The following is a 22,096-nucleotide window of genomic DNA, read 5'->3' on the forward strand; positions in this document are numbered from 1 at the left end:
CGGTCTCTATTGTACCATAAAACGGTTTATGTGAGTGACCACTGAGCTGCTTTTTGGGCATGGATAAGGGTCGTGTCAAAGACAGGCAGGCTAGAATCTTCTGGCTTAATCAAGAGACCAATCTCCGTACAGCCGAGGATAACTGCTTCTGCTCCCCTGTCTTTCAACTCTTGGATAATACGCTGATATTCTACACGTGACTTTTCCAAAACACGCCCCAAGCAAAGTTCTTGATAAATGACGTCATTAACCAGTTCAATGTCAGTGGCATTTGGTACTAAAGTCTCTAAGCCTTTTTGCGTCAGCACATCTTTGTAAAAATCTTGGGTCATAGTGTACTTGGTCCCTAGAAGCGCTACCTTTTGAATACCTTGGCTAAGCAGGCTATCTGCAGTCGCCTCGGCAATGTGTAAAATGGGAATGGTAAGCTCTTTTTCTATCTGTGGGGCGACCTTGTGCATGGTGTTGGTACAAATGACAATCACATCAGCACCAGCTTGCTCTAAGTTTTTAGCGGCTTTTGTCAAAATAGCTGCGCTCCTATCCCAGTCGCCACTAGACTGACACGCCTCAATCTCCGCAAAATCCACACTGTAGAGGAGAATTTTAGCCGAGTGCAAGCCACCTAGCGCTTCCTTGACCGTCTCATTGATGACTTGATAATAGGTTATCGTACTTTCCCAACTCATCCCGCCGATGAGCCCGATGACTTTTGTCTGATCCATACTGCCCTCCTAGAATAAATAAAGTAATTGTATTATACGCTCATTGGTTACAACTGTCAATGCAAGAACTGCCATCCCTTTTGGTGGGTATTGATAAAATCACTCACCAACTCTTCTATCTCTACTGTCATCCTGTCAATCTGGTCTTTATCCCAACCATTGCTGTCTGTGATTTTTGCCATCCATTGGAGTTTCAGACTTTGGCGGTTGAAAATTTCTTCCCATTGATTGTACTTAGCCGCTGGAGTTAGATTACTGAATTTTGAGTTTTGACTGCCTGTTGTAATGGCGAGATTGCCAAAAGCGTGAAGCGTCTCATCATCCAAGCGTTCTAGCTTGGACTCTTTGTCTGGATTCTGCGGATACCAGTGCTCAATGGAACGGCGATAGGTAAATCTAAAATTGTCTGCGTCAAAAAAACGTTCTTTAAGTTCCTCACGATTGTCCCAAAGCACGTAATCCACAAAGTTAAAGGCATAGATAGGCACTTCTTGGTAAGACCTGATTTTAGTGCAAGCGTCATCGCTAAAGATACGAGACTTCTTAGCATAGGCAATAGCCATACTCTCTAGCTTGTTCACAAAGAGCTGACCAAGCTCCTCTTGGTCGAGGACACAGTCATCATGTTGGTACAGGAACTGCATGACCTCGTACAACCAACGGCTGTCACGATTAGCCGTGAACGTCACTGCAAACATAGACTGCAGCATGATAATCTTTTTGTTGAGTGAATCTTCAAAAAGATTCACTATTGACCGTTTTTTATTACCAATCTTTATTTTCTTCCTCAAAACCCAATGCGTCTCGCCACTAGACGATATGTCTCTGTCATTTTTGATAATATAAGTGTCAAAAAGCTGACGTAAACACAAGAGCTCAGCTAAAAAATCCATCACCCAGCTGCTTGATTTATCCTTCAAATCAAAGACCTGAAGCAACTTCTTGTCATCTAGCTGAACACTAGAGGCATCATCACCTTTGACGATACCTATACAGTAGAGCAGAAGTGTTTCAAAATTGATAATTGGGGTGTAGTTGCTGAATTCTGCCTTCTCCTCTCGACCAACCACATCTCTATTTTGGTCCTCTTTTAAGGCGTCCAAAATAGAGAGCTTACTGTCACTCTCAAAAGAACTCTGTGCCGGAGAAGCATTGTCATCGTTCTTACTCTTGATGATTGGAATTTCTAGCTCTGAGCAGGCATCCCATATCTCGGCAAAGTTTTGAGCATAGTCTTCTTCTAGCTTTGCCATCATTTGCGCCTTGATAATCTCGTGAGCTTCCAGCTGCTCGCCTCGTGAGTTAAAGCGTTCAAAATAAAGATTGAGGTCTAGGTGCTCTGGCAAGATAGACTGAAAGATAGACACCTGATGAAGCAGATACTGTGTAAACTGCTCAATGTTTTCAACTTTTTTCAAGCCTTCCTTGGCATCGTGATAGCCTCGCTTAATCTCATCATCTTCCTCTGGAATCTCGCCCTTGTAGAGTTTTTGAAGCGTCTCGTTTGAGCCCTTTCTAGCAGGAAAGCTAATTGGGATGTGACTGAGAATGGCTTTCTCATAATCATTTTGCAAAGCCAAGGCAATAAGAGTCAGTGCTGTGCTTCTTTGCTGACCGTCGATGATATTATTTTTCGTATCCACCACCAAGGTACCGATATAATAGCGGTCTTTAGTGTCCTTACAAGAGTCCTCGATGTCTTGGATGAGTTGCTCGATTTCCTTATAAGTCCAAGCAAAATTTCTCTGATAAGGCGGAATATGATAGTTGCCTGCAAATAAATCACAGATGCGCAAGGTTTGATGGTCTTTTGTCATGTGTTAATCTCCTTTATTAAATCTTTTAAAGTGATATTTTCAAAATAATCTCTGTTGATTTTCTGTAAGAAATCACTAGGTGTCAGCGAGTGATTGAGCACTTGAAAGAGTTTTTGAACTTCTTTTTTCTGAAATGTCCCACCTGCTGCATAGTTGGCTAGGGTTGAATCCATGATACGCTTGGCTTTTCTAGGATAGTAAGCCCAGGTCGCAAGCACTTCTAGGACTTCCTTATCTAGTGCTTCCTCACCGAAGCGGTCAATAAACAGCGCCAAAATATTGTAAAAAAGATTTTTAGGACGCTCGTATTTACTAGCCTTTTGTTTTAAAAGTTCAGCGACTTCACTGTCTCTAACCAAGTCAAGCAGACGCCTTGACACTGTTTCATCGTCACCTTCTTGCGACTTTGATGCGAGAAGTGTATCAGTCTTAATCAACTTGGCAAACTGCTCGTGCGCATGTTGGACATAGTCAAAGAAATAGTTGCCATTGATGATAGGCATGACCAAGGACTGAGGGAAGTCTCTGCCTGCTTCCTCCAGCAAGCAATAAAGTCTCAGATAAGGATAGGCTTGATTGTTCCTATTCAAGTCAACACCCTTGAAATCATCAATAAAGGCGTTTGTGAAAGACAGGTAATTGCGACGTCCGCTTTTTGTCAAACCAGTTTCACCACTTGTCCAACGACGCAAGCGAAACAAATGCCTATCAAACAAGTCTTTCAGCGGTAAGTTCTCATCTGTCACCAACTTTTCCCAGTTTTCAACGGCTTTCTCAACTGCCTTCTCAGACGATTTGTCGATACTCCTCAAGTGATACGCTTTGAGCAGGTCGTGAGGCTCAAGTGACTTGCCACGATTGTTTTGCGAATCAAAGAGCTGGAAAGCTTCTCCCAAACGCTTCTCTGGCAAGCTAATCACAGACAATGAGCACTTAGAAAGCAGAAAATCACAGATCTCGTCCGCTTTTTGTCTGCCATTTGTCTCGATGAGCTGCTGCCACTCTTGAGTGTTTTCCTTAGCGTACTGACGACTGAGCGCGCCGTAAGGTCTCGCTAAAAGATTGGTCGCTCCTCTATAGTCCTCTAAACGCCCCAAAGCATGCAAGAAAAGCGAGATAGATATGAGACGTTGCTGTCCATCAACAATATCTAAATTTCCCTCATGCCGATGTAAAATCAAAGACCCCAGCTGATAATCGTTCTTCTCACCCTCCACAATCTCCTTAATGTCGTAAAAGAGATTTCGGATATGGTGGCGTTGCCATTTGTAGGGACGCTGATAAGGCGGGATAGTAAGCCTTTCGTCCTGTAAAATCTCGGCAACCGTCCTAGCAGAAAAAGTCACATCTTCTTTTGATTCCATGCTATTCTCCTTTTTATTTTCCTTATGTCTACGTTTATGATAACAGATAGGTTGGACGTTATGTGTCCAGCTTAGCTATTCTTCATAGCTTTTTGCCATTTTTTGCAAAATCTCCCTTATCTCACTCACAAGACTTTGTGGAGACAAAATAGTAAGTCCATCTGCTTGGCTGAGTAGCCAACGTTTCAGCCCAGGTGTGTCTTGGCTGACAAACTCGATAATGTTTGCTTCCTCAGTCTGTTCCAAAACTTTTGCGGTGGGAAATTGATCTAAAACGATGGTGGGGTCGTAGCGAAAACGAACCTTGACTGTTACTTCCTTTCCCATAAAGGAATCCACTCGAAAATTGCGAATGTCCCCATCACGAAATTTCCTCCCATAAGAAAGGCTAGGCTTTTTCGCTTCAGAGAGTGACCAGTCCTCTATCCTATCTAGGCGCAAGGTCATGTAGGACTCATGCCTCAAGTGATAGACCACAGTGTAAAAGTAGTGACTGTCGTAAAAGAGCGACACCGGAAGAATAGTATGCGCTTTCTTTTCTTGATAGGGCGTTTTGTAGGTAATCTCTAGCACTTGCTCCTTTCGGATAGCTTCTGACCAGTCCCAAATCTTGTCAATCCGATTTTGCCTGTCCGACAGCGGTGCATAGTTCAGTAGCTCACTTGCGATAATGCTTGAGATTTCCTTACGCTCTTCCTTAGAAAGCAAGGCTAAAAGGCTATCAATAAGCCCCTTATTTTCTGCCTCATTTAGAGCACGATTTTCTAGTAAAATCTTTGCAATAACCAAAATATCCTTTTTGTTAAAGAGTGACTTGCCCTTAAGATACCGTGTGTGGTGCTTGCTATCATAAGCCAGCTCCGCTGCAATCGTCGGCTGCTCCTCTAGAAAGCTAGAGAGGAGTGCAAAATCTCGTTGAATCATTTTTTCACTAATCTCAAACTCATCTGCCAACTGACGCTTGGACAAATGAGCGCCCGCCTGCAAGCGTAAAAAAATCCTTAATAATCGTTCTTGACCGTTCATAGTATACCTCGATTTCAGTTTTATTATATCATCCTAAACAAGGACTCTTCAATGGTGAGTTAGCCAAAGGACTACATTTATATACTCTACCTGCCAAAACCAATGACTCTCGTGGACTTTTTCTTAGAGTCTATCTCTTTTATAGCATGGACAATATCAGATTTTCTAATCTCTCTTAACTCTTTCTTGCTTAACCGGCTAATATCTCCTGCCATGAGCCTCTTTGCCTGCTGGTAAAGAGTTAGCTCTAACAATTTTCGGACATAGCGACCATTGCCAAAGTCTATCTGATGAACTATCGTTGAAAAATGGGCTGATAAAATGTCCTTGCAAGCAGGTGTACAGATGTAGTCTCTCTTTGTGACCATTAACAAAAAGATGTCACACAGTTCACAAATAGAATAGTCTTTAAAAGCAATCTCTCGTGAAATCCGAGACTGCAAACCGGGATTAGCTTTTACAAAGTCCCTCATCAAGTCAGGATAACCAGCAAATATCACTAGCACCTCATCTCGTCTGTTTTCCATTTCTTGGATAAGAGCAGGAATCGCCTCAACAGCAAAATCACGCTCATTTTGTGGCGTCAAACTATAAGCTTCATCAATGAAAAGAACACCACCGCTTGCAGCGTCAAATGCCTTTCTTATCTTTGGTGCGGTCTGTCCGACATATTCTCCTATCAAGTCAGCTCGCCCAACCTCTACCAACTTATTGTCTTTGATAAGCTGGTGTTCAAACAAAATCTCTGTATACAGTCGTGCCACTTCTGTCTTTCCTGTACCGGGATTTCCCGAAAAAACAAGATGATTATTGCTATCATCACTAGCCAAATCATTCTCTTTCCTTAGAGCTATGATACGTGCATAAGCTAACTGCTGCGCTAGCAAGTCCTTGACAGAGTGTAATCCTACCATTTCTGTCAACTTTTTATAAGCTTCTTTAGATGTCGATATTTTTGGCTTATCCTCTTGAAAGTCGCAAAGATTGATAAAGTTCTGTTCATCATATTCATAGTCAATAGCTACTACAAAGTGATAGAGCTCTTGCACTAGCTGACGAACTTCTTTGGCATTTTGGACCTTGAAACGATTTTCTAAAAGTTCCTTCAGGTCTCTTGGTCGGATATGAATAGCTCTCTCTTGTAACATGCTATCTGCTATTTTGTACAGTTCCTCTTTGCTATATCTTGGGAAATCAACAATAGTTATCTGATAAAAATTGCTACTCAGTTCTTGCTTTAATTGATGTGCTTCCTCGCTAGAATGTGCGACAACAATACCAAACCTTGTACTCTCTTTTGATTTCAAAGCCTCCGCAAATGCGATTTTATCCTTTGTATCGATACTTGAAGTGTCATAAATAACAGGAAATTCCTTATCCCCTATCTCAGGAAAGCCATAGCGTCTAAAGTTTAAAATCATGGCAGATAAACCAAATAGGCGCTCTAAAAATGAAATCGCAAATTTTCTTCCAGAACCTTCCTTACCATTGAAAATCCAAATGATAGGCTCTTTTGCTAGTGTTTCTGAAACGCTTGAAGCTTTCTCTTGCCGAGCTATATCCGCTAGTAAATACCTCACCTCACTTTTAAACGGTGTTAGCGAGATAATCTGATCCAATTCAGCTACTACGTCATCCTTTGGAGTCATCTGAGCAGACTTTCCTAACGTCTTCTGACTTAGTAAAAAATAACCAAAAATCCCCAGCTTATCCTTTCCGACCTCTTTTACAAATATTTCTTCAGAAACAGAGGCATAATGTTCTAGCTTAAAATCAAAACTGTTTAGCTTTTCTGTGATGTCCTCTTGACTACACTCATTAGAGGATACCAAGTACATGTCCTCCTCACTAGTCTGAAAATAAAGGAAATCTTGCTCAAAAACAGCACCCTCATCTACTGTTTTCCTTTTTTCGCCAGTTATATCTAGCTTGATATGATAATAGTTCATTTGTGTCACCTCTCTTGTTTTCTACAAGATTAGTCTATAACATCTAGCGGACGTATACTGTCCACCTTATCATAAAAATAAAAATAAAAACCTTGAAATGACTTCAAGGTTTTACGTGTTTATTCTTCATCCATAGAAAGCACGCTGAGGAAGGCTTCTTGTGGGACTTCGACAGAGCCGATAGCTTTCATGCGTTTTTTACCTGCTTTTTGCTTTTCGAGGAGCTTACGTTTACGAGAGACGTCACCACCATAACACTTGGCAAGGACGTTCTTACGCAAGGCTTTGATGTCTGTACGTGCCACGATTTTTTGACCGATGGCAGCTTGGATAGGCACTTCAAACTGCTGACGAGGGATGATTTTCTTGAGTTTCTCAACGATGAGTTTCCCACGCTCATAGGCAAATTCCTTGTGCACGATAAAGCTGAGGGCGTCCACCTTGTCGCCATTGAGGAGAATATCCATCTTGACCAGCTGTGACTTGCGATACTCTGAAATCTCGTAGTCAAAGCTAGCGTAGCCACGAGTAGAGCTTTTAAGCTTGTCAAAGAAGTCAAAAACAATCTCAGCCAAAGGAATTTGGTAGATGACATTGACACGATTGTCGTCAATATAATCCATGGTCACAAAGTCGCCACGCTTACGCTGACAAAGCTCCATGACCGCTCCGACAAACTCCTGTGGGACCATGATTTGCGCCTTGACATAAGGCTCTTCGATGTAGTCGACACGTGTCGGGTCTGGAAATTCGCTCGGGTTAGACACTTCAAGCATTTCACCGTCTGTTGTCGTCACGTGGTAAACTACGGACGGCGCTGTCATGATGAGGTCAATGTTAAACTCACGCTCCAAGCGCTCTTGGATAACGTCCATGTGAAGGAGTCCCAAGAAACCACAGCGAAAACCAAAGCCCAAAGCCTGCGACGTCTCTGGCTCAAACTGAAGACTAGCGTCGTTGAGTTGCAACTTCTCAAGTGCTTCACGTAGGTCGTTGTATTTGTTGGACTCGATTGGGTAAAGCCCTGCAAAGACCATTGGGTTCATCTGCTTGTAGCCGTGCAGTGGCTCTGCTGCTGGATTATTTGCCAGAGTCACGGTATCTCCGACACGAGTGTCCGCCACTGTCTTGATAGAAGCTGCAATGTAGCCAACGTCCCCTGTCGCAAGGAAATCACGTCCAACAGCCTTTGGTGTGAAAATACCGACCTCAGTCACGTCAAAAGTCTTGCCATTACTCATGAGCTGAATGGTGTCCCCAGGTTTGACCATTCCGTTGACAATGCGCACCTGCAGGATAACCCCACGATAAGCGTCATAAACCGAATCAAAGATAAGGGCTTGAAGCGGTGCTTCCAAGTCACCAGCAGGTGCTGGGACTTTCTCAACGATTTGCTCCAAAATCTCCTCAATCCCAATACCAGCCTTGGCTGAAGCCAATACTGCCTCTGAAGCGTCCAGCCCAATCACATCCTCAATCTCGGTGCGCACACGCTCTGGGTCAGCTGCAGGCAGGTCGATTTTATTGATGACCGGCAGAATTTCAAGGTCATTGTCTAGTGCCAGATAGACGTTAGCTAAGGTCTGCGCTTCGATTCCTTGCGCTGCGTCAACGACCAAAATCGCACCTTCGCAGGCAGCCAGCGAACGAGATACCTCATAGGTAAAGTCCACGTGTCCTGGCGTGTCAATCAAGTGGAAAATATAGGTCTCGCCATCTTTTGATGTGTAGTTAAGCTCGATGGCGTTTAGCTTGATGGTAATCCCTCGCTCACGCTCCAAGTCCATGCTGTCAAGGAGCTGCGCCTGCATTTCACGGCTAGAAACGGTCTCTGTCGCCTCCAAGATACGGTCAGCCAGCGTCGACTTCCCGTGATCAATATGGGCAATAATCGAAAAATTGCGGATTTTTTCCTGTCGTTGTTTCAGTTCTTCAATATTCATGTCATCTTCCTATACTAATCTAGTCTTACCTACTATTATACCAAAAAGCGCCACAGACAGAAAGAGACAAAGCCACTTCTTTATCTCTCAGCAAAAAAAGCCTAGCTTTGCTAGACCTTTCTCCTTATTTTCCAAGCCAGAGGGCAATCTCACGCTCTGCGGATTCTTTTGAGTCTGAGCCGTGAACCACGTTAAAGGTAGCGCCACCTTCAGCTGGTGCTTGGGCAAAGTCTCCACGGATACTGCCTAAAACAGCGTCCTTAGGGTTGGTTGCGCCCATCATAGTACGCCATGTTTGGATGACGTCATTGCCAGAAATAACGCCAATCACCACAGGACCGCTGGTCATATAGTCGACAATCTGCGGGAAAAACGGACGGTCAACCAAGTCCTCATAGTGCTTGCGCAAAAGCTCCTCACTCGCCATGCGCACCTCTAAATGTTCAATGGTAAAGGTACGACGCTCAATGCGTGTCAAAATCTCTCCAACCAGCCCTCTTTTCACACCGTCAGGTTTGATGATAAAAAACGTTTGTTTCAAAGTCGTCACTCCTCTTTTTTTAGTTACCTTATTTTATCATATCCTGTGAAAAATGTAAAAAATTGAAAATCATAACATTCATTTTCACAAGATTAAGCTAAAAATAGCTGCAACCCAACAAGCGAGCCACAGCTATTTCACCTTAATGACGAAGGGTAAAGCCCATCATCTCTAACAATTGGTCATGAAAAGGGAATCCAGCCTTCTTAAACGCCTGCATCTCCTCAACCAAATCCATAAGCTCTGGAATGAGAAAAACAGCAAGTAGTGCAAAAGCCAAAAGGCTCAACATCAGATATAACATCATAACGACACCCCCTTTTGCACAAAAGGACGATTAACGTCAAACCAATCTTCTACACCTTTAGTATAGCAGATAAGAGGTAATTTTGCAAGCGGTTTCTAAGTTGCTGTTTCCAACCTTTTCTTGAGCTGATAGCGTGCTATCATCGCTAACCCCAAAAAGACCGACTCATAGAGGAGGAAAAAGGCCACAAAGCAATGTAAAAACAGATCCTCAGGTAGGATGTAGATGACAGGGTCGACTAGTGGATCAAAGACCCAGCTTGTATCTCCTGGAAAGAGCAGCTGATGAAAATAAGTGAAAAAGCTGTCAAAGCCTACCAGCACCGCCATTAGCAAAAAAAGCAAGGGCAAAATCGCCAAAATCACAAAGGCTCTCTGATAGATGAACAGGCTCTTGTGCTTAAGCTGACGGTAGAAAAAGACCAGCGCAAGAGGGCTAAAAAGCAGTGCCACTCCTTGCGCTAGGTGAAATAGGTGCTTGACATCTAAAAAGTGCTTGAGCCCCATAGCAGACGAGGGAAAGTCATCCATAGTGAGTTTCCCTGCAAATAGGTTGGTCAGATAGGTCATGAGCTGGTTGAAATTGTGCCAGATATCCGCTTTACTGAGCTCTACGACATCAGTCAGGCGCAAAAAGTCTATCTCAAAAGGGTAGGCAAGCCAAGCAATGTAGATGGTCGCCACCACACAGAGCGCCAGCAACCAAAGGACACTAAAAGGAAAAAGCCACTTATCTCTCATCAAAATTCCACTCATCTAGGCTATCTAGGACAAAGTCCGGCTTGATAGGAAGCGTTGGCAGCTCCTCTTTTGTTGTAAATCCAGTCAGCACCAAAAGGGTAGCAATGTCATTTTTAATACCTGCTGTGATGTCGGTCATGTAGTTGTCACCCACCATAATGGCTTTGGAGCGCTCAACACCGAGGTGCTCAAGGGCTTTATTCATGATGACAGCTTCTGGTTTTCCGATGATGATAGGCTTCACTCGAGTGGCTGCCTCAAGGAGCGCCAAAAGACTGCCTGCACCTGGCATAAGCCCACGTTCTGTCGGAATATTGAGGTCTGGGTTGGTCCCGATAAAGACCGCTCCTTTTTGGATAGCAAGGGTCGCTGTGGCTAGCTTTTCATAAGTGACCTCCCAGTCCAGCCCGACAACGACATAGGCAGGATTTTCCGTGTCCTCCTCATAGCCAGCTGCAGAGATAGCTGACTTTAGCCCTTCGGCGCCGATGACATAGGCGGTCTTGCCACGGTTCATGTCATTCATATAGTCCACAGTCGCCATAGTGGCTGTGTAGATGGTCTCAAGCGGTGTGTTGACATGAAACTGACTTGACAGCATGTTTTGTATCATCTCTGGCGTGCGTGTCGTGTTATTGGTTACTAGCATATAGGGAATCTTGCGCTCCTGCAAACGCTCGATGAAGCGCTCACCTGCAGGAATGCGCTCACTGCCCTTATAAATCGTCCCATCCAAATCAATCAAATAACCCTGATACGTCATAGTCACTCCTTACTCTTTTTCTTGCCATTCGATAATGGCTTGCGCATGCACCGCACCGTCGGCTGTGATTTCATGCTTGGTTGTATTCTCAAGCGTCTCAACTCTTGAGACAATGTCGCTGCCATAGTGGATTTCCTTGACATACTTGAGGTCAATGGTCTTTGGCACATGCCCCTTTAGAAAGTCAAAGTCAACGACCTCAAACATCCACTCCAGATACTTGCTGTTATTGACATGCCCATTCATATCAAGGTCAAAATAACGCACATGATACAGCGTGTCGCTGGCGTTTTCTAACGCCTTGTAGCGTGGTCCACGGATGGCTTTTTTGATTTTCTCGCTTTCATAGACGCTGACAATATCCTCAACGACAGGGTGCACTTTTCTGGTCTCAAAGTCCATGAGGACAAAGACAGAAAAAATGGTCATAATCTTGTCGCCATCCTCACCGTAGATGTAGAAATTGCGGTAGCAAAAGAGACGATTGTAAGAAATAGCCTCGGTCTCAATGCGAATCTTCTCAGCATAGCGTGGCAGACGGATGATGTCCAAGTGATAGTCGGTAATCACCCAGACCAAGCCATACTGCTCAAAAATCGCCTCATCACTGACGCCGAGTTGTAGCGAATGCCTGCCAGACACCTGCAAAGCCAACGACAAGAGCTGCGGCAATTTCATATAATGATTGACATCTGTCTCATAAAAAGGTACTTGATACGGTTCACTGTATAATAAGCCCATAGTTCACTCCAAAATAAATTTTTCTGCAACGGTATCCCCTAAAAACAACCCCTTTTTCGTCATGCGAACATTGTCCTTCTCCACAATGAGAAGCCCGTCACGCTCAAGATCTTTAACGACTTGACCATAGCGTGTCCAAAAGGACAGCCCAAACTTCTCCTCAAAGCGTGCGGTTGAGACACCTGTTTTTTTTCTCAGTCCCAAAAAGAGCTCTTCTTCCATCTTCTCATCTAAGGTCAAGACCTCCTCAGACAGCCTTGCATTGCCACTAGCGACACCTTTTAGGTAGTGCTGGATAGGTCCTCGGTTGCGATAGCGCACGCCATTTAGATAACCTGAAGCGCCTGCTCCCACACCATAATACTCGGCATTGTCCCAATACATGAGGTTGTGGCGGCTCTCAAAGCCAGGCTTTGTGAAGTTTGAAATCTCGTAGTGCTCAAAGCCACTTTGCTCCAGCTGGTTGATGATGTAGTCAAACATCTCCGCTTCCAAGTCCTCGGTCGGCAGATTTAATTTGCCTCTGCGCATGCGGTTCATGAAAACTGTGTGATGTTCGAGGATGAGACTGTAGAGACTCAGGTGCGGAATGTCAAGTGCTAGCGCTTTTTGGACATTGTCACGCACATCCTCCATGGTCTGCCCTGGAAGCGCATAAATCAAGTCAATCGAGATATTGTCAAAGCCTGCTTGTTTGAGAGCGTCGATACTTTCATAGATCTGTGCTTCATTGTGGCTGCGCCCGATTTTCTTGAGATGACGGTCGTTAAAGGTCTGCACACCGAGCGACACTCGGTTGACAGCTGAGTTTTTGAGTACAGCGATTTTATCCGCCGTCAAGTCCCCAGGATTTGCCTCGATGGTGAACTCCTCTAAACTTGATACATCTAGGTTTTTGGTCAAATTGTCCAAGAGATAAGCCAGCTGCTCGGCGCTGATAGCAGTTGGCGTCCCACCACCGATATAGAGGGTCTTTAGTGTTTTAATACCATAGCTGTCCCATTCAGCAATAAGCGCCCTCAGATAGTCATCAACAGGCTGATTTTTGATGAAAACTTTTGAAAAATCACAATAATAACAAATTTGTGTGCAAAAAGGGATGTGCACATAAGCGGATGTTGGTTGTTTAAACATAAAACTATTGTAACATTTTCAAGGATAAAAAGGGAGACTTTTTAATCTCTTAGCCTTTTCATCAGTTTGGGGTTGTCGCTTTCTTTCTGGTAACCTCGCTTTTCCATAAAAGTCTGTAAAAGGTTAACGCTCGTCAAAATGCAAAGTCTCTTAGTCTCATAGTACTCTGTAGCATAACTTTCAATAGCTTGGTAAAATCCCTCACCGAGACCTTGTCCTAGTCTGTCTGGACGCAGTGCAAAGCGCAACATAAGCTCATCGCCTGTCACATCAAAATGACACAGTCCGACAAAAGCACCGTTGTAGATGACCTCAAAAGTCTGTTCATCTATTGTGCTGAGCAGACGAGAGAGCTCCTCTTCATCACACAGAGGATAGTTTGTGGGGTATTGCCAGCAAGTAGCTTCCTGCGCTCGCTTCTTTGCCAAAGGCTGGATGTAAAAGTAAGGCTGCTCCAGCAAGCGCAAAAAGCACTTGGTCAGGTACTTGATACGACGCTTTTGCGTTGCAGGATTTTCTGTCTCGTGGACATAGTCCCTGTAGCGTTCTTGGTACTCTGGTATCATCTGCGTCAAAATGTTCTTAGCCTTCCCACTAAAGCGCTCTGAAAATGCTTCTATCGTCTCCATGTTCACCTTTCTTCTAAAAAAGAGGTTGTACAACCTCTTTTTATCTATTCAATACCGATTTCTTTTCGGACAACATCTGCAATGGTGTCAACGTAATAGTCTACTTCCTCGTGCGTTGGCGCTTCTGCCATGACACGAAGGAGCGGCTCTGTACCACTTGGACGGACCAAGATACGACCGTTGCCCGCCATTTCATCCTCCATCTTATGGATAATGTCTGCGATAGCTGGCACTTCCATGGCATTGTGCTTCATGCTGTTTTCCACACGGATATTGACCAGTTTTTGTGGGTAAATAGTCACCTCAGCAGCAAGCTCTGACAGTGTTTTACCACTTTCTTTGACCACTTTTGCCAGCTGAATGGCAGTCAATTGCCCATCTCCTGTGGTGTTGTAGTCCATGATGATGACATGCCCTGACTGCTCACCACCGAGATTGTAGCCAAACTTGCGCATTTCCTCAACCACATAGCGGTCACCAACAGCGGTAATGGCTTTTTCAATGCCTTCACGCTCAAGCGCCTTGTGGAAACCAAGGTTGGACATGACGGTTGTGACAATGGTGTTTTTCGCCAACTGCCCTTTTTGAGAGAGGTATTTGCCGATGATGTACATGATTTTATCACCATCAACCAGCTCACCATTTTCATCAACAGCAATCAAGCGGTCGCTATCGCCGTCAAAGGCAAGTCCCATTTGACAATCGGATTTTTTGACCAATTCTTGGAGATTTTCAGGATGGGTTGAGCCCACACCGTCATTGATGTTGAGACCATTTGGCTGGTCACCCATGACAGTGATGTCTGCACCAAGGTCTAAAAAGACATCACGAGCAGAGGCAGACGCAGCACCATTTGCCATATCCAGTGCAATCGGCATGCCGTCTAGGTCAATCCCTGTAGACACTAGGAACTTGACGTACTTACGTAAGCCCTCTGGATAGTCAACAACTGTCCCAAGCCCTTCTGCTGATGGTCTAGGGAGTGTATCCTCATCAGCGTCTAAGAGTTCTTCGATCTCAAACTCACGCTCATCATCCAGCTTAAAGCCGTCTGCACCAAAGAACTTGATACCATTGTCAAGAGCTGGGTTGTGACTAGCTGAAATCATGACACCAGCGCTCGCTTTTTCCGTGCGAACTAAGTAAGACACACCAGGTGTCGCCACCACACCAAGCAGGTAAACCTCGATACCAACGGACAAAAGCCCAGCGACCAAGGCTGACTCCAAAAGCTGACCTGAGATACGTGTGTCACGCCCAACAAAGACACGTGGACGTTCATTTTCATGCTGACTAAGGACGTAGCCACCAAAACGTCCTAGTTTAAAGGCTAATTCAGGGGTTAATTCAACATTTGCTTCACCACGGACACCGTCCGTTCCAAAATATTTTCCCATAATAATTTGCGAGTTTTCGCTTCCTCCATGTCTAATCTTGTCTATTATCTACTATTTTTTAGTGGTTGTCAACTGAACAGTCACTAGAGCTGGTGTGATGGTCACTTTATCTGCGGATAAGGTGATGGTCTTTGAGGTATCCTTTGTGATATGCGAGATATCAAGGTTAGCTGTAATCTCTGAAGTCGCATCTAGCGCTTCCTTACTACCAGAAATCGTCACCGTATCTTGGCTGAGTTTGTAGTCAATCTTACTAAGACTATCGCTCATAGTTCCTGTCAGATTGAGCTTGACAGGGACTTGCTTGGTGAGTTTTGTGACAGAAACACTCAATTTTGCTTTTGACGGGCTGATAATGCCTGCAAGCACCGTACCGTCCTTGGCAACCGCCTGCAGATTGACCTTGCCACTGTAATCACCTGTCAATACTTCATCCTCTGGTAGGCTTGCCTCCACGTGGTCGATTCGACTGATGATGGACTCGTCACTTGTGACCTGAGCGGTTTTGAGGCTGGTCTCCACTTTAGTCACCTCATATCCCTCTGCCACTTGGCTAGTAGGGACATTGCTGACCACATCAAAGGTTTTAGTCTTTTTCTTGCCAATCGTGACCGAGATAGCCTTTGGCTCAACGGTAGCTGTGACATCGCTTGGTAGATTGGTGATTTTGAGCTTGACGGTTTGGGTACCTGTCTTGACATTGGATAAGTCAGCAACAACCTTAAATTGACGGGTGTCACTGTTAATCTCAGAATCCAGCTTAACCCGATTGACCGAGCTGAGATAGACCTTTGCTTCATAGGAATAGCCGCTCACAAAATACTTGTCATTGTCATACTTGAGGTCAATCGGAACATTGGTTAGCGTGTGGGTGTAGGTCTCCGTCGCTCCTGAAATCTGCGTGCCGACCTTGTTGGTTGTATTGACCGTCGCTGTCAAAAAGAGCAAAAGCGCCAGAAAAAAGGAGATGAGGATGAGCCAGCCTTTATTGCTTAGAAAATCTATTTTTTTTCTCATTTCTTTCTCCCCATTATCTTTTGCAGCCAAGTCATGTCGGTCTTATCGTTTTGGATAAGCTCTGCTCTGAGGACGGACTCAAAGTTTTCCTTGGTCAAATCGTGCATAAACTCACCACGCACCGCAATGGAGATACCACCTGTTTCCTCAGAGACGACCACTGTCAGAGCGTCTGAGTTTTCAGACAGACCGATAGCGGCACGGTGGCGTGTTCCAAATTCTTTTGAAATCCCCATAGACTCTGTCAAAGGCAGGTAAGAGCAGGCTGTCGCAATCTTATCGTCACGAATGATGACAGCTCCGTCATGGAGCGGTGTATTGGGGATGAAAATATTGATGAGCAATTCACTAGAGATGTCTGCGTCTAGCGGAATACCTGTTGCGATGTATTCTTGTAGCGTTTGCGTTTGCTCAATCGAAATCAAAGCGCCAATCTTACGAGGGCTCATGTAAGCTACTGCTTTTAAGAGAGCGTCCACCAACTTTTCGTCCTTACTTTGCTGCGGGCGTTGGCGAAAAACCTGCGTGGTGCGCCCAAACTTTTCAAGACCTGTGCGAATCTCAGGCGCAAAAATCACAACAGCTGCGATAACACCGTAAGTGATGACTTGATTCATCAAATAAGTGATGGTCGTCAGCCCAATCCACTCCGCCACTAAACGTAGAAGCACAAAGAGGATGACCCCTTGAATAAGCGACATAATCTTGGTCCCAGCTAGCGCCTTAATCAAACGATAGATGAGATAGGTCACAATCCCAATATCCAAGGCATGAATGACAATCAGCCAAGGATTTTCAATCAGATTTTGCCAAAAGGTATTATTAAACATTTCTAAAAAGTTCATTCATTTACTTCACAATCTTAACTGTACTTTGTTCCACTTTTTTTAATTTTCCATAAACTCAAGCAAAAACAGTCCAAAAGCGGAATACTTTTATTATACCACAAATCAAAAGCAATGTTTCAACTATCCATTTAAATTATTTTTTGGTAGAATGAGGATATGAAATTTAAGACTTTTATGGGAATTACAGCTGGGAAATCAGCGCATTTTGTGTTAAATAAGCTAGGACGTGGCTCTACTTATCCTGGGCGTCTAGCGCTCAAATGCGACCCTGATATTTTGGATACAATTGCTAAAGATTATGAGATTGTGGTCGTGACAGGTACTAACGGCAAGACCTTGACCACAGCGCTTACCGTCGGTATTTTAAAGGAAGCCTTTGGTGAGGTCACTACTAACCCGAGCGGTGCCAATATGATAACGGGTATCGTCTCGACTTTTTTGACCGCTAAAAAAGCCAAATCTGGCAAGAAAATTGCAGTGCTTGAGATAGACGAGGCGAGCCTGCCAAAAATCACCAAGTACATCACACCAAGCCTTTTTGTCTTTACCAATATCTTTCGTGACCAGATGGACCGCTACGGTGAGATTTACACGACTTATCAGATGATTTTGGACGGTGCCGCTAACGCTCCAAGAGCGACTATTCTAGCAAATGGTGACAGCCCCCTCTTTAACTCCAAGGAGGTGGTCAATCCTGTACAGTTTTACGGTTTTGACACGGAAAAAACTGCTCCACAGCTCGCTCACTACAACACCGAGGGTGTGCTTTGCCCACGTTGCCAAAGTATCCTCAACTACCGCCTCAATACCTATGCAAACCTAGGCGACTACACTTGTCTTAACTGCGACTTTGAGCGACCAAAGCTGGACTACGCTCTTACAGAGCTTACCGAAATCACAAACACTTCATCACGCTTTGTCATTGATGGTCAAGACTACAAGATTAACGTCGGTGGTCTCTACAATATCTACAATGCCCTAGCTGCCGTTGCTGTTGCTGAGTACTTTGGGGTGGAGCCTAGCCAGATAAAAGCTGGTTTTGACAAGAGCCGTGCTGTCTTTGGGCGTCAGGAAACCTTTACCATTGGGGATAAGAGCTGTACCCTTGTCCTCATCAAAAATCCTGTCGGTGCCTCTCAAGCACTGGACATGATTAAGCTTGCGCCTTATCCATTCACTCTTTCGGTGCTTCTCAACGCCAACTACGCTGACGGGATTGATACCAGCTGGATTTGGGATGCCAATTTTGAGGCGATTTTAGATATGGATATTCCAGAGATTTTTGCAGGTGGGGTGAGACACTCGGAAATCGCACGGCGTCTACGTGTCACAGGCTATCCTGAGGACAAGATTAGACAGGCAGATAAGCTTGCAGATATTATGACCATGATTGAAAAACAAGAGACCAAGCATGCTTATATCCTTGCGACTTATACTGCTATGCTGGAGTTTCGTGAGATGCTCGCTGAGCGCCACGCTGTGAAAAAGGAGATGAACTAATGACCTATACTTCTCTACAATCGTCTGCTCAAAAGAACTTTCCCTACAGCTTACGCATCGCCCATCTCTATGGTAATCTCATGAATACCTACGGCGACAATGGCAATATTCTCATGATGAAATACGTCGCTGAAAAACTGGGAGCGCACGTGACCGTTGACATCGTGTCTATAGGCGATGACTTTGACGACGCTGCCTACAATCTCGTCTTTTTCGGAGGTGGTCAGGACTACGAGCAGTCTATCGTGGCAAAAGACCTGCCTCAAAAACACGACGCTATTGAGCGCTATATCCAAAATGACGGCGTTATCCTTGCTATCTGTGGTGGATTTCAGCTCCTCGGGCAATACTATGTTCAAGCTAACGGCGAGAAAATCAATGGCATCGGTGTCATGGGTCACTACACCCTCAACCAGCAAAACAACCGCTACATCGGCGACATCAAGATTCATAACGACGAGTTTGACGAGACCTACTATGGTTTTGAAAATCACCAAGGGCGCACCTTCCTCTCAGACGATGAAAAACCACTTGGCAAGGTCGTCTATGGCAATGGCAATAATAAGGAAGATGGCGGCGAGGGCGTCCACTACAAAAACGTCTTTGGCTCTTATTTCCACGGACCTATCCTCTCACGCAATGCTAATCTTGCCTACCGCCTTGTCACAACGGCTCTCAAAAACAAATACGGCAAGGACATCAAACTCCCCAGCTACGAGGACATCCTCTCTGCTGAAACTCCTGAGGAATACAGCGATGTCAAAAGCAAAGCTGAATTTCAATAGACAAAAAAGCTTCCACAAGGAAGCTTTTTTGTGTGTTATTTTTTCTGCAACTGTCTGATACGCTCAGCATAGCCGCCACGTTCAAATTCAGTTTTTGGAAATGGATAGGGTGATGTTGGGCTTTTTAGAAGCCCGTAGCCTATTTTCATCATAAAGCCAGCCACAAAGAGCATGAGATAAACAACACCAAATACGACATCAAGTAGTGTTAACTATCCTTTTGTTATGGTATAGTAGAACCAATAACAAGCGATAAGCACATGCCCTAAAATGACAGCGCCTAGACCTGGTGAGTAAAAGCGGTTGCCGATTTTCTTAGGAGTGATGATAGCATGCCCGACAAACTGCAAGAGCCCAAAGACTACAGGCGCAAAGCTAAGCCAAAGGACATTTGGAAAGAAAACAGGTAAAAAGTAAAAGATAAGACTAGCTAGGATATTGATGAGCATGGCATTGTTTTGATTGAGCGGATAGCGGTCGCTCGGTCCTTCATCACTTGGCTGCATGGCGAGATTGGTAATAGCAGCCTCACCTCCTGGCAGGCGGTATTCCTCGAACTGATGCCACCAAATCACAAAGAAAAAGTCAAATGGTTGAGGCTTGCTTGCTGATGCTTTCAGACAAACCGCTCACTCGAGCCAAGCGACACTACCAAGCCCACTTTATGGCAAACGCTATCTTTGGAACGCTGCAATACTACCTCACACTAGACTACGACCGCCCCTCACAGGAAGTCGCCGCTATCATCGCAGAACTTGTCGCAAAGCTCAATATACTCTAAAAGCCCTCTACACAAGTAGAGAGCTTTTCGTTAAGCTTCGACAATGGCTTTTGCTACTTCTTCGGTGGTCATGCGTGAGAAATACTGGGTAGTGTCGATGGTTTTGAGCTTGGCCAGCACATCGCTGTATTCGTAGCGCACGCCTTTTAGGAGCTCCTCGATATCCTCAACTCCACGCACGCCAAAGAAATCCCCGTAAATCTTGAGCGACTTGATGATGGAATTTTCCACATCAGCATAGGTCGTGATTTTCCCAGCTGGGTAGCGCACGCTACGCTCAATAGTGTATTCTGGCGCTTGCCCGTAGGTCCAATCCCATGTCGCAAACTGCTCATCACGCATCTTTTGAATGGCGACAAGGTCCTCGTCTGTCAGGACATACTCATCCATATCAGGATACTCTTTTTTCATCTGATTAAGCAAATCGTCGCTGAACTCCTGCACTGTGATTTTCTCTGGCAATTCGTCAACGATATTGGTCACACGGGCACGCACTGACTTGACCCCTTTAGACTCAATCTTGTCTTTTGACACCTTGAGGGCTTGCCCAAGAACAGACATATCCACGTCAAAAAGGAGACAACCATGGTGCATCATGCGCCCTTTATAGTAGGCTTGCGCATTGCCACAGAACTTTTTGCCGTCAATCTCAAGGTCATTGCGCCCTGTGAACTCCGCCTTAACACCGAGATTTGCCAGCGTATCAATGACCGGTTTTGAGAAGGTCTTAAAATCAAAAGCTCCTTCGTCGGATTTATTAGAAATGATGGTGTAGTTGAGGTTATTCAAATCATGGTAAACCGCACCGCCACCGGACAGCCGACGAACCACGTGGATACCGTGCTCATCGGTGAAAGCTTTGTTAATCTCCTCAATGGTGTTTTGGTGCTTGCCGATGATGATGGCAGGTTCATTGATCCAAAGGATAAAAATCTCATCCAGCGCCGTCAACTCACGAAAAGCGTAAGCTTCAAGGGCGATATTATAAGCAGGGTCATGACTGTTATTAACGATATATTTCATAAAAACGCACTCTTTCTAAAAGGTTTTTGAGATGTTTTTCAACACCTAACCGCTTTCATTATAGCATAAAGCCGCACACAGCCCAAATAATATAACTCCATATAATGACAAGACCATAAAAAGCCTTACCACCATCCAAAGTTCATTAGAAAAGAGACAAAATACGCTTTTTATTGTTGTCAAAAATTGATATAACAACAGTATAGAAGAGTTGGGATTCCAACAATGATGAATGGTGAGGGAGTACAATAATGAAATACATTTTGACTTTGGCTTTTTGCCTTTTAGTTTATCTTTGGATTAGTAGAGATAATAGCCGTAACAACAATGAAAGCACGTACAGTAGACCTATTACAAGACGAAAACGTCAAAACAAGCACCATAAACAAGGGCGCAAATATCCCGTTCACAACAGTCAGCAACCAAAGTAAACGCTGCAGTTACTAATAGAAATAATGTCAAAAATGATTGAAAAAGTCGAACGCTTAGTTGCTGAAATCAATAAGATACATGAACAATACGCAAAAGATTATTTTGAGACCAGTAAAGTTGAAAAAGTCAATTTTTCTAGGACATTTAGCAAAGTTCCTACAGAGCATATTTTGGCGTATCGCTTACATTTGCATGAATCTATCAATGATTATCTGTATAAAGCTGACATCAAAGACATCAATTTTTATTACAGAGTCAAGACATCTGAAAGTATCTTAGACAAAATCGACTACCACAGGAAAAAAGAGACAAAATATCCCGTCAACACCATTTTAAACGACATTTTTGGGGTGAGGGTGATACTTGATTCTCATGATGTCAATGCTGTCTTAAACAAGATAGATGATTGGACAGATAATTACAAACTTAATAATTGGTACTTGAAAGACGCTGACGGTTATATTGGTGTTCATGCTTATTTCGCTCCTAATGGTAACTTTCCTTGGGAGTTACAGATTTGGGATGAAAAAGATGCTAAACAAAACATTGAAAGTCATAAGCAAGCTCTTGCTTCAAAATGACTTTCATATAAAAATAAACAAATAGAAGCCCTTAATCAGGCTTCTATTTGTTT

The 22,096-nt window shown here is 44.2% G+C and carries 22 protein-coding genes; 4 read left to right on the forward strand and 18 right to left on the reverse strand.

Annotation, left to right across the window (positions count from 1 at the left end):
- Nucleotides 1-26: 26 nt before the first annotated feature.
- The 16 genes from G5B60_RS06005 to cdaA form a co-directional block, all read right to left on the reverse strand.
- The gene (locus tag G5B60_RS06005; protein WP_164683199.1) at nucleotides 27-725 is read right to left on the reverse strand and encodes an aspartate/glutamate racemase family protein; all 699 of its coding nucleotides are present in this window, start codon (nucleotides 723-725) and stop codon (nucleotides 27-29) included.
- A 56-nt stretch (nucleotides 726-781) separates the two neighbouring features.
- Nucleotides 782-2,542, reverse strand: coding sequence for a DUF262 domain-containing protein (locus tag G5B60_RS06010; RefSeq protein WP_164683200.1), 1,761 nt, complete (start codon nucleotides 2,540-2,542; stop codon nucleotides 782-784).
- Complete coding sequence (locus G5B60_RS06015) at nucleotides 2,539-3,906, reverse strand: DUF262 domain-containing protein (RefSeq protein ID WP_164683201.1); 1,368 nt, start codon at nucleotides 3,904-3,906, stop codon at nucleotides 2,539-2,541. Before G5B60_RS06015 ends, G5B60_RS06010 begins: the two co-directional genes overlap by 4 nt.
- Nucleotides 3,907-3,981: 75 nt before the next feature.
- Nucleotides 3,982-4,932, reverse strand: coding sequence for a helix-turn-helix transcriptional regulator (locus G5B60_RS06020; RefSeq protein ID WP_164683202.1), 951 nt, complete (start codon nucleotides 4,930-4,932; stop codon nucleotides 3,982-3,984).
- Between the two features lie 86 nt (nucleotides 4,933-5,018).
- Nucleotides 5,019-6,881, reverse strand: coding sequence for an AAA family ATPase (locus G5B60_RS06025; RefSeq protein ID WP_164683203.1), 1,863 nt, complete (start codon nucleotides 6,879-6,881; stop codon nucleotides 5,019-5,021).
- 119 nt (nucleotides 6,882-7,000) lie between these two features.
- Nucleotides 7,001-8,824: a translation elongation factor 4 gene (gene lepA / locus G5B60_RS06030; protein WP_164683204.1), complete on the reverse strand. Its 1,824-nt coding sequence runs from the start codon at nucleotides 8,822-8,824 to the stop codon at nucleotides 7,001-7,003.
- A gap of 124 nt (nucleotides 8,825-8,948) precedes the next feature.
- Entirely contained in the window at nucleotides 8,949-9,365 is a 417-nt protein-coding gene (gene ndk / locus G5B60_RS06035; RefSeq protein WP_164683205.1) for a nucleoside-diphosphate kinase, read from the reverse strand.
- 142 nt (nucleotides 9,366-9,507) lie between these two features.
- Nucleotides 9,508-9,672, reverse strand: a complete 165-nt coding sequence (locus tag G5B60_RS06040; protein ID WP_164683206.1) for a hypothetical protein — start codon at nucleotides 9,670-9,672, stop codon at nucleotides 9,508-9,510.
- Nucleotides 9,673-9,767: 95 nt separating this feature from the next.
- On the reverse strand, nucleotides 9,768-10,412 hold the full coding sequence (locus G5B60_RS06045) for a TIGR01906 family membrane protein (RefSeq protein WP_164683207.1): 645 nt from the start codon (nucleotides 10,410-10,412) through the stop codon (nucleotides 9,768-9,770).
- Nucleotides 10,402-11,175 carry a TIGR01457 family HAD-type hydrolase gene (locus tag G5B60_RS06050; RefSeq protein WP_164683208.1) on the reverse strand — a complete coding sequence of 258 codons (774 nt, stop codon included), beginning with the start codon at nucleotides 11,173-11,175 and terminating at the stop codon, nucleotides 10,402-10,404. Before G5B60_RS06050 ends, G5B60_RS06045 begins: the two co-directional genes overlap by 11 nt.
- Before the next feature lie 9 nt (nucleotides 11,176-11,184).
- Nucleotides 11,185-11,916: an acyl-ACP thioesterase domain-containing protein gene (locus G5B60_RS06055; RefSeq protein WP_164683209.1), complete on the reverse strand. Its 732-nt coding sequence runs from the start codon at nucleotides 11,914-11,916 to the stop codon at nucleotides 11,185-11,187.
- Between the two features lie 3 nt (nucleotides 11,917-11,919).
- Complete coding sequence (gene hemW, locus G5B60_RS06060) at nucleotides 11,920-13,050, reverse strand: radical SAM family heme chaperone HemW (protein ID WP_164683210.1); 1,131 nt, start codon at nucleotides 13,048-13,050, stop codon at nucleotides 11,920-11,922.
- Between the two features lie 41 nt (nucleotides 13,051-13,091).
- On the reverse strand, nucleotides 13,092-13,679 hold the full coding sequence (locus G5B60_RS06065; RefSeq protein WP_164683211.1) for a GNAT family N-acetyltransferase: 588 nt from the start codon (nucleotides 13,677-13,679) through the stop codon (nucleotides 13,092-13,094).
- Nucleotides 13,680-13,723: 44 nt separating this feature from the next.
- Complete coding sequence (gene glmM / locus G5B60_RS06070; protein WP_164683212.1) at nucleotides 13,724-15,076, reverse strand: phosphoglucosamine mutase; 1,353 nt, start codon at nucleotides 15,074-15,076, stop codon at nucleotides 13,724-13,726.
- Between the two features lie 51 nt (nucleotides 15,077-15,127).
- Nucleotides 15,128-16,093 carry a CdaR family protein gene (locus tag G5B60_RS06075; RefSeq protein WP_164683213.1) on the reverse strand — a complete coding sequence of 322 codons (966 nt, stop codon included), beginning with the start codon at nucleotides 16,091-16,093 and terminating at the stop codon, nucleotides 15,128-15,130.
- Complete coding sequence (gene cdaA, locus G5B60_RS06080; protein ID WP_115269293.1) at nucleotides 16,090-16,938, reverse strand: diadenylate cyclase CdaA; 849 nt, start codon at nucleotides 16,936-16,938, stop codon at nucleotides 16,090-16,092. Before cdaA ends, G5B60_RS06075 begins: the two co-directional genes overlap by 4 nt.
- Nucleotides 16,939-17,097: 159 nt before the next feature.
- On the opposite strand from cdaA, the gene murT reads away from it, so the two are divergent.
- Together murT and gatD are read left to right on the forward strand one after the other, a co-directional pair.
- Nucleotides 17,098-18,441, forward strand: a complete 1,344-nt coding sequence (gene murT / locus G5B60_RS06085; protein ID WP_164683214.1) for a lipid II isoglutaminyl synthase subunit MurT — start codon at nucleotides 17,098-17,100, stop codon at nucleotides 18,439-18,441.
- On the forward strand, nucleotides 18,441-19,226 hold the full coding sequence (gene gatD / locus G5B60_RS06090) for a lipid II isoglutaminyl synthase subunit GatD (protein WP_164683215.1): 786 nt from the start codon (nucleotides 18,441-18,443) through the stop codon (nucleotides 19,224-19,226). The genes murT and gatD overlap by 1 nt, the downstream gene beginning before the upstream one ends.
- A gap of 212 nt (nucleotides 19,227-19,438) precedes the next feature.
- On the opposite strand, the gene G5B60_RS06095 is transcribed toward gatD, so the two are convergent.
- Nucleotides 19,439-19,801 carry an HXXEE domain-containing protein gene (locus tag G5B60_RS06095; protein ID WP_164683216.1) on the reverse strand — a complete coding sequence of 121 codons (363 nt, stop codon included), beginning with the start codon at nucleotides 19,799-19,801 and terminating at the stop codon, nucleotides 19,439-19,441.
- Between the two features lie 14 nt (nucleotides 19,802-19,815).
- Between G5B60_RS06095 and G5B60_RS06100 the strand changes: the two genes are divergently transcribed.
- Nucleotides 19,816-20,007 carry a hypothetical protein gene (locus G5B60_RS06100; protein ID WP_164683217.1) on the forward strand — a complete coding sequence of 64 codons (192 nt, stop codon included), beginning with the start codon at nucleotides 19,816-19,818 and terminating at the stop codon, nucleotides 20,005-20,007.
- Between the two features lie 30 nt (nucleotides 20,008-20,037).
- Here G5B60_RS06100 and G5B60_RS06105 read toward each other — a convergent pair whose 3' ends face one another.
- Nucleotides 20,038-21,030 carry a lipoate--protein ligase gene (locus G5B60_RS06105; protein WP_164683218.1) on the reverse strand — a complete coding sequence of 331 codons (993 nt, stop codon included), beginning with the start codon at nucleotides 21,028-21,030 and terminating at the stop codon, nucleotides 20,038-20,040.
- 455 nt (nucleotides 21,031-21,485) lie between these two features.
- On the opposite strand from G5B60_RS06105, the gene G5B60_RS06110 reads away from it, so the two are divergent.
- Complete coding sequence (locus tag G5B60_RS06110; protein ID WP_206225087.1) at nucleotides 21,486-22,043, forward strand: GTP pyrophosphokinase; 558 nt, start codon at nucleotides 21,486-21,488, stop codon at nucleotides 22,041-22,043.
- The last annotated feature ends 53 nt before the right edge of the window (nucleotides 22,044-22,096 follow it).

Source organism: Streptococcus hyointestinalis, assembly GCF_011039275.1.
GTDB classification, from domain to species: domain Bacteria; phylum Bacillota; class Bacilli; order Lactobacillales; family Streptococcaceae; genus Streptococcus; species Streptococcus hyointestinalis_A.